General features: G+C 60.8%; 11 protein-coding genes. 10 read left to right on the top strand and 1 reads right to left on the bottom strand.

The genetic code is table 11. The annotated features are described in order from the left end of the window. Positions 1 to 194: 194 nt before the first annotated feature. From GGR17_RS19730 to GGR17_RS19710, 5 genes are all read left to right on the top strand, one after another. A complete protein-coding gene (locus GGR17_RS19730) occupies positions 195 to 1,220 on the top strand; it encodes a M29 family metallopeptidase (RefSeq protein ID WP_054539480.1) in 1,026 nt (341 codons plus the stop codon). An 81-nt stretch (positions 1,221 to 1,301) separates the two neighbouring features. Next, positions 1,302 to 1,814 (top strand): (2Fe-2S)-binding protein, encoded by a 513-nt coding sequence (locus tag GGR17_RS19725; RefSeq protein WP_054539479.1) that lies wholly within the window; start codon positions 1,302 to 1,304, stop codon positions 1,812 to 1,814. Continuing rightward, positions 1,811 to 4,195 (top strand): xanthine dehydrogenase family protein molybdopterin-binding subunit, encoded by a 2,385-nt coding sequence (locus GGR17_RS19720; RefSeq protein ID WP_054539478.1) that lies wholly within the window; start codon positions 1,811 to 1,813, stop codon positions 4,193 to 4,195. The genes GGR17_RS19725 and GGR17_RS19720 overlap by 4 nt, the downstream gene beginning before the upstream one ends. Then, a complete protein-coding gene (locus GGR17_RS19715) occupies positions 4,192 to 4,890 on the top strand; it encodes an HD domain-containing protein (RefSeq protein WP_054539477.1) in 699 nt (232 codons plus the stop codon). The genes GGR17_RS19720 and GGR17_RS19715 overlap by 4 nt, the downstream gene beginning before the upstream one ends. A 106-nt stretch (positions 4,891 to 4,996) precedes the next feature. Continuing rightward, the gene (locus GGR17_RS19710; protein ID WP_054539476.1) at positions 4,997 to 5,497 is read left to right on the top strand and encodes a flavin reductase family protein; all 501 of its coding nucleotides are present in this window, start codon (positions 4,997 to 4,999) and stop codon (positions 5,495 to 5,497) included. A gap of 39 nt (positions 5,498 to 5,536) precedes the next feature. On the opposite strand, the gene GGR17_RS19705 is transcribed toward GGR17_RS19710, so the two are convergent. Further along, positions 5,537 to 6,274: an IclR family transcriptional regulator gene (locus tag GGR17_RS19705; RefSeq protein ID WP_255353432.1), complete on the bottom strand. Its 738-nt coding sequence runs from the start codon at positions 6,272 to 6,274 to the stop codon at positions 5,537 to 5,539. A 193-nt stretch (positions 6,275 to 6,467) separates the two neighbouring features. Between GGR17_RS19705 and GGR17_RS19700 the strand changes: the two genes are divergently transcribed. From GGR17_RS19700 to GGR17_RS19680, 5 genes are all read left to right on the top strand, one after another. Next, on the top strand, positions 6,468 to 8,210 hold the full coding sequence (locus tag GGR17_RS19700; RefSeq protein ID WP_054539474.1) for a hypothetical protein: 1,743 nt from the start codon (positions 6,468 to 6,470) through the stop codon (positions 8,208 to 8,210). A gap of 53 nt (positions 8,211 to 8,263) precedes the next feature. Beyond that, a complete protein-coding gene (locus GGR17_RS19695) occupies positions 8,264 to 8,932 on the top strand; it encodes a hypothetical protein (protein WP_157445584.1) in 669 nt (222 codons plus the stop codon). Continuing rightward, positions 8,933 to 9,898 (top strand): membrane dipeptidase, encoded by a 966-nt coding sequence (locus GGR17_RS19690; RefSeq protein WP_054539472.1) that lies wholly within the window; start codon positions 8,933 to 8,935, stop codon positions 9,896 to 9,898. A 91-nt stretch (positions 9,899 to 9,989) separates the two neighbouring features. Next, positions 9,990 to 11,051 carry an extracellular solute-binding protein gene (locus GGR17_RS19685; protein ID WP_207642710.1) on the top strand — a complete coding sequence of 354 codons (1,062 nt, stop codon included), beginning with the start codon at positions 9,990 to 9,992 and terminating at the stop codon, positions 11,049 to 11,051. 76 nt (positions 11,052 to 11,127) lie between these two features. Further along, entirely contained in the window at positions 11,128 to 11,592 is a 465-nt protein-coding gene (locus GGR17_RS19680; protein WP_054539470.1) for an ABC transporter permease, read from the top strand. Positions 11,593 to 11,633 lie beyond the last annotated feature (41 nt).

Here is an 11,633-nt window from a genome sequence, read left to right as displayed (position 1 = left end):
GGCCCGCACCAACCCCGCCATCCCGATCACCTGCGTCCCCGACGCAGGCCACATGATCCCCTGGGACAATGAAAAGGGGTTCTTCCGTGTGTTGAGCCCCATCCTCGCCCCATATCTGCCAACCGCCGCGCACCAGCAGAAGTAGGGCGCATGGTCAACTTGGAAAACTCGTCTGGACATAAGGAACCCCAAACATGGATCTGAACTCTTTGATCGAGATCTGTCTTCACCAGCTGACGCTTTCCGGCGTGCATGAGGGTGAAAAGGTCGTCGTGCTGTCGCAGGGCAGCGAACGGATGGATTATGCCGATGCCTTCATGGCGGCGGGTCAGCGGCTGGGCGCGCGGATGTATCACATGCGCCTGCCCGAAGTGCCGCCCGCAGGCAGCTGGAACGTGGGCGAGACCGGACTGGCCGCCAACCCCTCCGCCGTCGAGGCGCTGAAGGATGCCGACATGCTGGTGGACCTGATCTTCCTGCTGTTCTCCGACGAACAGATGGCGATACAGGCGGCAGGCACGCGGGTTCTGACCGCCGTCGAACCGGCACCATTGCTGGCGCGTCTGCTCCCCACCAAAGAGCTGCGCGAGAGGGTCGAGGTCGGCGCCGAGATCCTGTCGAAAGCGAAGACCATGCGCATCACCAGCCCGCATGGCACCGATGTGACCTACCGTCTCGGGGTTTATCCGACCATGTCAGAATACGGCTATACCGATGAGCCTGGGCGCTGGGACCACTGGCCGGCGGCCTTTGTCTTTTCGGGTGGGGCGGATGATGGCGTGGATGGTCAGATCGTCGTGGCGCCGGGTGATGTCCTGTTGCCTTTCAACAGCTATGCGCGCGATCCGATCACTTATACGATTGAAAAAGGCACTATTACCGACATCCGCGGCGGGCTGGATGCGGAACTGGTCAAATCCTACATGGAAAGCTTCAAGGACCCAAAGGGATACGGCATGAGTCATGTGGGCTGGGGGCTGGACCACCGGGCGCAATGGCACGGGCTGACCCAGTTCCCGGGCGGCATGGGGATGGAGCTGCGCAGCTTTTACGGCAACGTCATGTTCTCGACCGGGCCAAACAACGAGCTGGGCGGACCCAACGATACCGCCTGCCATCTGGACATCCCGATGCGCAACTGCTCGCTGTTTCTGGATGACGAAGCCATCGTCATCGACGGCGATGTCGTCGTCAAGGAAATGCAGCCCGTCGGCGTCTGAGTTCCTGCCCCGGCATTGCCAGCACGTGCCGGAGCCAAAGCCCGAATTATCGTGAAACTTCCGCACATATCAGGAGCCGCTATGACAGCCAGCACCAACCGGGTCGAAATTTCGCTTGAGATCAATGGCCGGACAATTACGCAGTCTGTTCCGGTCCGGATGCATGCGGCGGATTTTCTGCGCCAGACGCTGGGGCTTACGGGCACCCATATCGGTTGCGAACAGGGCGTCTGCGGCATGTGCACCATCAGCGTCGATGACAGGGTGGTGAAATCCTGTTTGCTGCTGGCGGTTCAACTCGACGGGGCGCGGGTGCGTACTGTCGAAGCACTGTCCGATGGTGACAGGCTGAGCCTTCTGCAAGAGGCGTTCAAGCGCCACCACGCGCTGCAATGCGGGTTCTGCACGCCGGGGTTCCTGGCCGTCGCAAAATCGCTGGAGGCATGGGGGCGGGTCCTGACGAGGGCCGAAATCCGCGACGAGATCAGCGGCGTCCTGTGCCGCTGCACCGGATATGAAGGTATCGTGCGGGCAATAGAAGACTATCTTGGTGCGGTCCACGGCATGTCCGCGCAGACGGAGGTTCCGGCATGAATTTCCAGGTGACGGCGGGGGTGGATATGCCAGCAGACACGGATCGGGCAATTATCGGAAGATCGGTTCCCCGCAAGGAAGATGACCGGCTGTTGCGCGGGGGCGGGCTTTTCGCCGACGACGTGACACTGGCCCATCAGCTTGAGATGGCCGTGGCGCGCTGCCCCTTTCCCCACGCCCGCATCCTGAGGGTCGATACCACAGCGGCCGAGGCGCTGCCGGGTGTCGTCCAGGTGCTGGACGGGCGAAGGGTGGCAGAACTGAGCGAACCTTTGACAGTTTTGCGCCCCGTTCCCGGTGCGCCGAGCCTGCCCTACTATGCGCTGGCGCGCGACCGCGCCACACACGAAGGTCAGCCTGTGGTCAGCGTCGTGGCGGTTACCCGCGCGATCGCGGAAGACGCCCTGGAACTGATCGAGATCGAATACGAGCCGATCCCCCATGTCACCGACATGACCGCGACGCTGGAGCCGGACGCGCCGGTGCTGCACCCGGATGTCCTCGAGAGCAATCTGATGGCGTCGAACGTGGACCGTGCCGGAGAACCTGAAGCACAGCGCGACGCGGCGCATGCCGTGCTGGCGGACCGGTTCGTGGTCAACCGGGTCGCTCCGCTGCCGATGGAAACGCGCGGCATCGTTGTGTCCTGGCGATCCGGCGCCCGCGCGCTGGATGTGCGCAGCTCGACCCAGGTTCCGCATCTGGTGCGCAAGCAACTGGCAGAGTCCCTGCGGCTGGACGAAAGCAGCATCCGGGTCGTCGCGTCGGATGTGGGGGGGGCCTATGGGCTCAAGCTGGGGGCCTTCCCCGAAGACATCCTGGCCTGTCTGCACGCGATGCTGTTGGAACGGCCGGTCAAGTGGATCGAGGACCGGATGGAGTATTTCCGCGCCTCGACCCATGGGCGTGAAGCCTTTCACGACATGATGATCGCGGCGGACAAGGACGGCCGGATCACGTCGATCATGAATGAATACACGACCGATATCGGCGGATGGAATTCGCCCTTCGGATCGTCTCAGTTGTCCTCGGTGACCTTCACCGGTCCCTACAGGGTGGCGGACGCGCAAGTGAAGCGCAACGTGGTGCTGACCAACAAGACGCCGGTGGGGGCCTATCGCGGCTATGGTCAGCCCGAGGTCAATTTCGCGCGCGAGGTCCTGCTGGATCGGCTTGCGCGCCGGTTGAACAAAAGCCCGCTGGAGATGCGCCGCCTGAACATGCTGCGCCCCGAGGACCTGCCCTGGACGACGCCGAGCCGCGCGATTTATGACAATGGCGACTACCTGCGCACACTCGAAATGGCGGCTACGGCCGTGGACTACGAACGCCATTGGGCGGCTTCGCGCAAACCGCGCGGCGATGGGCGGATTGTCGGCATCGGACTATCGTCATTTGTTGAACGGACAGGCTATGCCAGCGCGCGGTTTCTGGCCAATCGCGGCTCTCAGTTCGGGGCGCATGAAAGCGTTACACTGCGGGTCAACCGCTCTGGTGGCGTTGATCTTTATACCGGGGTCTCGACCTTCGGGCAGGGCAGCGAAACCGCCTTTGCGCAGATTTGCGCGCAGGTGCTGGGGATCGACTATGACTTTGTGCGCGTCCATGCGGGGGATACCGGGGCGTCGCCGCTGAACACCGGCGCTTTCGCATCACGCACGCTGATCGCCGCGGCGGGTGCGCTGAAAGAAGCCGCCGAAGCGATCCGCGACAAGGTTCTGGTGATCGCGGCGATGGCGCTGGAGGCCGAGACTGATGCGCTCGAGATCCGGGATATGGCTGTCTGCCTCAAGGCGGATCAGGGGCGGTCGATCAGCTTCAAGGATATCTTCAACCGGGCGATCACCGGGCAGGGTATCCCCGAAGGGATCGCCCCGGGGCTTGAGGCCACCGCGCATTTCGAGCCACGGTCCGCGTCATTTTCCTTTGGCACGGCGGCGGCGGTGGTCGCTGTTGATCCCGCCACCGGGGATTTCGAGATCGAGCGTTTCGTCATGGTCCATGACTGCGGCGTACCTGTGAACCCGCTGCTGGTCGAGGGGCAGGTGCGTGGCGCGCTGGTTCAGGGGCTGGGCGCCGCGCTGGACGAAGAGCTGCGCTATGACCCGGAAACCGGCCAATTGATGAATGGCTCGATGATGGACTACTTCGCGCCGATGGCGAGCGACGTGCCCCCGATCGAACTGCTGCACACCGAAGTTCCGTCGGATGTGACACCTTTCGGCGTACGCGGTGTGGGCGAGGTGGGGACCATCCCGCCAGCGGCGGCGCTGACCAACGCGGTCTGCGATGCGCTGGTCGATTTCGGGGTCGAAATTTCCCAAATGCCGCTGACCCCCGAACGGATCTGGCGAGCGATCAGGGCAGGGGCCGCGTCATGAGCGCGACGGCGAAGCGCGATCTGGCAGGGCGCTATGCGTCCGCTGAATTCACTGCGCTTGAACTGGCCGCGCTTGACTGGCTGGACGGGTTCTATCAGCTTGAGCACCTTCTGTCGGCACGCGAATGGGCGATCCGGCTGGACCCATGTGCATCGGACGCCCTGAGATTCGCGGCCCTCGTCCACGACGCGGAACGGTTTTTCCCGGGCGGGCCGAGCAGCACGCCCCAAGACGGGTTCGACAATCCCGATTACCTGTTTGCGCATTCGCTGCGTTCTGCCGATATCGTCCAGCAATGGCTGGCCGCGCAGGGCGTCCCGGTCGATGATCCGTTTTCGCGGCGGGTCCGAGTGCTGATCTTGCGGCACGAACTGGGCGGCGACACCGAGGAAGACATCCTTCAGGCGGCAGATTCCCTGGCATTTCTAAGCACGTTTGACTGGCTGGTCGTCCAGTGGGTGCGCGACGGGCACTATACCGTGCCCCGCGCGCGCGAGAAGCTGGACTGGACCATGACCCGGATCCGTTTGACAAAGGCGATGGGTTTCGCGCTGCCGCTTTACGCTGACATTGTCAGCGCGTTGGAAAACCCCACACCCCCTGCAATCAATCCGCAAGACAGGCGTGCCCTCGCAGGGAACCGTGATTTTCTTTTGGGGCTGACGTCGACTGCGAGCGACGCGGCCGAAGCGTGAGTTCCCGGGCCTGCGGGTTCACCGCGCGAACGCATGTGAACCTGCTCCTGATCGTTGAGCGGTACCGATAGGGCTGGATGGCGGAGCATAAAAAGGAGACCACGCGATGAACAGACAAGACCTGCCGGCCGTCGATCCCAAGGAGTTTTGGCCCCTGATGGGGGTGCGCGCCATCGGCGGGGCCGTCGTCGCCGCGACCGGCGCGCAGGGGCCCGCCGGCTTTCTGGCATTGTCAGTTGCGCATCTCACCGCCACGCCCCCGACGCTGATGGTGTCGGTGGGGAAATCAACCTCGGCGCTGGCGACATTGCTTGAAGCAGGGAGCTTCGCGGTGAACTACCTGTCCGCCGATCACAAACCCCTGGCCGATGTTTTTGGTGGGCGTACGGCGGCAAAAGGGGCGGATCGCTTCTCGACCGGGCAATGGGGCACATTGCTCACAGGCGCGCCGGTGCTTTCCGATGCGGTCGGGGTCATCGACTGCGTCATCGAAGAAACGATCGAGCGACATGAAACCCTGATCGTTCTTGGAAGGATCGTGGGCTATGTGGCAGACAATGACGCGCCGCCGCTGGTCTACTACAAAGGCGGAATTTTTCCTGTTTAGGGCACCTGATGCCAAAGACGGGCCGGGGTGTGCCCGCCACTAGAGCCTGAAGCGGGCCGAGATTTCTTCGGCGGCTTCAAGCAGGTGTTTGCCCGAACTCAGGATTTCATTCTGATGTTCGAGCCCGACGATGGACAGCGCCGCGATGCATTTCCCGCTGCTGTCCAGAATTGGCGTCGCGGCAGCCAGAAGGCCGGTTCCTGGCTCCGAAAAGGCGATGCGATCCTCGGCGATCTTGAGCCGTTCGTGTTCCGGTATCGGGTTCTGATCCAGTGTTTCGAGTTCACGCAGCGCTTTGGGGTCTTCGAAAACGATATGTATCTTGCCCGACGCGGATGTCACTGGATCCAGCCGCGCCCCCACCTCCTGCCGCGCGACAATCGTACGCTTGACCTCGACGCGCTGGATGATCACTGGCGCGCCATTCTGATAGCTGGTCAGCGACGCGGTTTCGTTCGTGCGCTGCACAAGCCGTTCGAGAATGGGTTCGACGCGATCGCCAAGATTCATCTGTCGAAGGGCCGCCGCGGCGACCGAAACACAGCGCAGCGAAAGCTGATAGCAACCGTCTTCCCGCAGTTCGACCCACCCCGCATCCGCCAGGGTCTTGAGCTGCTGATAGGCCGTCGCCCGCTGAAGTTTGAGCCCGGCGCAGATATCGCTCAGCCGCATGGGAATGTCAGTGCCGGCGATGAAGTCGAGCATGCGGAGAACCTTGGTTGCTGTCGAAAGGCTTCTTACGCCACCTGTCGGCTTCGCTGTTTCAATGTCCGTCATGAAAACTCCAAAGCTCCAATATTCTCGCCTCATATTCAGGCAGTTAGCATACGCGCTTTGGATGGGGATGGAAAAGCACGAAACGGGTTTGACAAAGCCTAAATCGAATTTCATAAAATTCAAATAAAATACGGTGTATCTAATATGAATACAACATGTGGCGCCGTCCGGTTAAAGATTTGTGGAGCAACATATGCATCTTGAACGGAGTGAAAGCGGTTTGGGGGCACTGGACCAGTTGGACGAATGCGGTCTGCGCTCCGCTTCGATTCTGATGAAGCCCGAGCGACTTGCCGCGATCCAACCGTCCCGGATCAGTGCTTCGCGCGCTTTCGTCGAGCAGATGATCAAGGAGCGCTGGTCGATCACGCGCACCCGGTTCCGCATCAACGCGAACGGGGAGGGCGAGGCGCTGTATCACATCGTATGTGGAGGCTGGGAGTTTTCCTTCCCGATCTACTCTTTCAAGCCGACTACAGCCGGCAGGACCTTCCGCATCATCGGAACCGCTTGGGATATGATGGGCGCATTGGTCGAGGGCCGCATTTCCGATGCGGATTTTGAGACCACCCGTCAGGAAATGCCCAAGCTATACCGTGGGCGCGCGACGCCCGGTACGCTGGCATGGTTCCGCGCGAACCGCAGCGCGCGGGTTTTTGACGACTGTCTGACCAGCCTGTCGGGGGGGCTGCAGCCTGATGCCGAAATGCTGTGGGACGCTGGTTATACCATGCGCAACACCGGGTTGGACGGGAACGGCACCTTCGGCACCAAGACCTTCGTCGCGTTCGAAAAGGATCATCCGCTGCGCTGGTCGCTTTCGGCGCAGATGTTGGCGGCCTATATGATGCGGGTCTTCGCCACCGATATCCTGAACCATCTGGCGCGGGAAATCGGCGGGAGCAACGCGGTTCCTCTCGATCCAGAGATGTCCCGCTATCTGGGTGTCGGCAATGGCTCGGCGCTCGGGTTGATGTTTTTCGTGAATAATCGACCCAAGCTGGTGAACAAATGGCTTTTGATCCGGGAAAAGACAATTGCGCAGGCCAAAATGCTGGACCTGTCGGAAAACTGCGCCCCGCTGGACCGGCTGATCGGGCTGGTCGATCGCACGATCACCTACCGCATGGAAGATACCACGCCCTACGGGCGCTACCCGCCTAGCAGCGACATCGCCGCTGAGCTGGCGACGATGAGGGGTGAGTTGGAGCGGCTGCGCAAGCAGGTGGCAAGTGGTGCGAACCCCAGCCGTACACCGCTTGTCGGCTTTTGCAAATCAATCGAGGGGCGGTACGGGGCACATGCGATCGAAACGCTGATGTCCCTGTTGATAGATCTGGTGCCCGACTATGCCGATGCGCAGGTCAAGACCCTTGTTGTCGACGAAGAGATCACGGGCGCGCCGGAAATGTCCGTGGGGCATCTGCGCGACATCATCCACAGCCAGTATGGCTGGGCCTTGGGGATGGATCTGAGCTCCGATGCGTCCCGCCGGTTCATCTGGTACAAATCGCGCAATGCCGAGGAACCCCGCCGCGGTCCGCGGGCGGATATCGACGAAGCCTATGAACTGGGGCTGGATCTGCCACGTCTGGTGGTCGCCCTTGATGCGAAGCTGGCCGAGGAAGACCCCACGATCAGCGTTGCGCGGTTTCTGCTGCGCCATCCCGACAGCCGTTTCATCGTCAGCCGCATTCAGTCGCTTGACGGGCTGAACTATCATTCCCCTCACGCCAACATCATGAGCGAAGATTTTATTCCCGCTCATATCACCAAGCTTCTGAACAGCGGCATCCATGGCCTCGACAAGACCGTGGATGCGATGGATCGCGTCATCCGTGGCGTCCTGTTTCAAGGCGCGCCGCTGCCCGAGGAAATCGCTTGCGGCACGGCATCCGCTGACTGGGCCAATCCTCCGCGGACAGGAAAAAAGTAGACATGAGCGAACAGACAGAAACATCCTTTTCGGCATCGCTTCGTGAAAGCCGCATGGTGATCGAGCGATTGCTGCAATACAAAGGCATCCCCTCGGGACGCCGCCCGTCCGTCACGGATGCAGGGCTTTATTCGGCCTCCATGGGCCTTTCAGGTTTTGAGCGCCTGCTCGAGATGCTGGACCGGCTTCCCGAGAATATCGCGGTGACGAGTGAGCTGAGCGAAACGCCCGACGGGTTGTCGTTTGACGCCGGTGACAAGCACGCCTGGCTGGTTGCAGAAGAGATCACCGACCTGTTGGTCGACAATTACAAGCGGCAGGCCCCTGCGCGTATAAACGTCGTGAACGTGACCTGTCCCGCGGAACTGCAAGTTGTGAAATCTCTGATCCAGAAACACGGGCTGGGCGCTGACGTGAAATATGCTGGTGATGTGGTCGTCATCGCCCTGACAGAGGCCGATGAGCCGGTTCAAAGCGAGTTGCTGCGCATCTGCCACGAGCGCATCCCGGTGGACCGAGATCTGTGGTTCGCGCTGTTCCACAAATCGAACGAAGCCCTCGCCCCGGACACCAAAGCCTCGCGCATGCACACAGGCACCGTCATCCTGACCGAGGACGGCAAGGTCGTGGGCGCAAATGATGACGAGTTTCTCGATATGGATCTCTCCATTCTGGAGAAGGACATCCTGGAAGAACCGGGTATGGAAGAAGGAAAACACTGAATGCTTATCGACGGGTTGCAATGTGGGGATTTCCGCCGCGACATCTTTGAACAGTTGCGCGATGGCGGCTTCACTTGCGTCACCAATACGTTGGAATTCTGGGGCGGTGCAATCGACAGCCTGGATGCCATCGGCAAATGGCTGGATCTCGAGCGGGCCAACTCGGACATCATGACCATCGTGCGGTCCGTGGCCGATATCAAGCAGGCGGACGCAAACGGTAAGGTCGGCATCCTGATGGGGTTCCAGAACTCGGGCATGTTCCAGGGCCGCATTCGATTTCCTGAGCTTTTTGCCCAGTTGGGCGTGCGCGTGGTGCAGCTGACCTACAACATTCAGAATGATGTGGGCGGCAGCTGTTACGAGCCCTCGGATTCCGGCCTGACCCGGTTTGGTCGCGAGATCATCGGCGAGATGAACACATACGGCATGATGGTCGATTGCTCACACGTGGGCGAGCGCACCACCTTGGATGCGATCGAGGTGTCTCAGAAGCCTGTCGCCGTCACCCACGCGAACGCCGCCTCGCTGAAACCGCATCCGCGCAACAAAAGTGACAAGGTGCTTCAGGCGCTGGCCGCAAACGGCGGCGTCATGGGGTTGGCGATCTATCGCAACATCACGCCCGAAGCGGCCTGTGACACGGTGGATGGCTGGGCCGAGATGATGGCGCGCACGGTCGATATCGCCGGGATCGATCACGTGGGCGTGGGCACCGATGCGGGCCACTATGTCGGCACGCCGGAACTGGACTGGATGCGTCAGGGGCTTTGGACGCGGTCCGAGCAATACGGGGCAGGGTCCAAGGTCGTGGCCACGATGCCGCCGCCGCCAAGCTGGCTGAGCGACATTTCCAAGATGGGGCTGCTTCACGACGCGCTGACCCGCAGAGGGTTTTCGGCAGAAGAGGTGCACAAGTTGACCGCAGGCAACTGGCTGCGCGTCTACGAGTCCAATTTTGGCTGAGACCTGACCGCTGAGATTTAAATCCCGGCGCCGGACAACGAAAACAACAATCGGCGCCGTCACCACAACATGTTCAACAGGAGTGATGGAAATGCGCAATTCAACGTTCAATCTAAACCGGCGCAGCGTGCTGAAGGCCGGGGTCGCGGTGGGCACTGTCGCCCTGACTGCGCCATATGTTTCTTCGGCCGAGGCTGCGGAAAACGTGCTTTACGTGAACACTTGGGGTGGTGCATGGGAAGCCTCTGCCAAGAAGCACCTGTTTGACCCCTTCACAGCCGATACCGGGGTCGAGATTCGTACGGTTTCACCGGTATCTCTGGCCAAGCTTGCCGCGCAGAAACGGTCGGGCGTGTATGAGTTCGATGTGACCACGCTAGGTGTCGCGCCGCTTGCACAGGCCAGCAATGGCGATCTGATCGAAACGGCCGAAGGGGTGGTCAGCGATGATGACCTGTTTCCCGGCGCGCTGTCGAACAATGGCGTCGCATCGCATGCCTTCGGCAACAATCTGGTGTATCGCAACGACATCTATGGCGATGCCGGCCCGCAAAGCTGGGCGGATTTCTGGGACGTGGCAAAATTCCCTGGTGATCGGTCTTTGCAGAAATACGCCGCGCGTATCATTGCCTTTGCGCTGTTGGCCGACGGCGTGCCCAAGGACCAGCTTTTCCCCTATGATCTGGATCGGGCCTTCGCGTCGCTCGACAAGATAAAACCCCATGTCGTCAACTGGTGGAGCCAAGGCCCTCAGGCCACACAGATGCTGCGCGATGCCGAAGTGTCGGTATTGGGTATGTGGCCGCAATACGCCAAGACCGCAATCGACGAGGGAACCCCCGGCACCGTGGTCTGGAATGAATGTCTGGTCGATACCGCCTATTGGGTTGTGGCCAAAGGAACGCCGCGGGCGGAAATGGCGTGGGAATTCGTCAAATCCGCAGTCAAACCCGAACGTGTCGGCCCCTTTGCCGCCAGTTCGGGCATGGGGCCGGTGAATCCGGCCGCCGTCGATTTCATTGATCCCGCCTTTATCGAATTCATGCCGACCGCGCCGCAATACAAAGACATGGTGGTGTTCCTGAAAGCCGATGGCATCGCCGGACAGCTGGAAGAAATGGATGCCCGTTTTGCTGATTGGTTGCTGAGCTAAGGCTTTTCGACTGTGAGACCGGCCTCTGCACGGGCCGGTCATTTCTGACACCGCGTAAAGGACGGGGAACCGCGTCATGCCTACCAGAACGATCCTGTCGGTTCTTGCGCCTACGGCATTTCTGCTGATCTTTTTTGTTGTGCCGCTGCTCTATGTGGCCTGGCTCAGCTTCATGGATCCGACCCCCGGACTGGCGAATTACGTACGGTTCTTCAAAAGCGGCTATATGGTCGAGACGCTGCTGCGCACGGCGATGATGTCAGCGGTAGTGACCTTGCTCAGTCTGATCATGGCCTATCCAGTGGCCTTTCTTATGGCCAATGGCGCTGGGCTCTATGCCAAGTTTCTGGGCTTTGTGGTCATGAGCTCATTTCTGGTCAGCTTTCTGGTCCGCACCTTTGCCTGGCTGATCATTCTGGGCAAGGGCGGCCCTGCGCAGAGCGTTCTGATGTTCTTTGGCTGGGATCCGGCGCCACGGCTTTTGTACGTAAGCATGCGCCGAAGGCCGTCTTGGATCAGGTGTTTTTCTCGTGTTCCATGATCGTTTCGATGACGTCTGGGTCACACTGTTCGCCGATGAGG

It is taken from the genome of Actibacterium naphthalenivorans, from assembly GCF_014196965.1.
Lineage (GTDB): Bacteria > Pseudomonadota > Alphaproteobacteria > Rhodobacterales > Rhodobacteraceae > Actibacterium_A > Actibacterium_A naphthalenivorans.
This window is presented reverse-complemented; position numbering and strand designations above follow the sequence as displayed.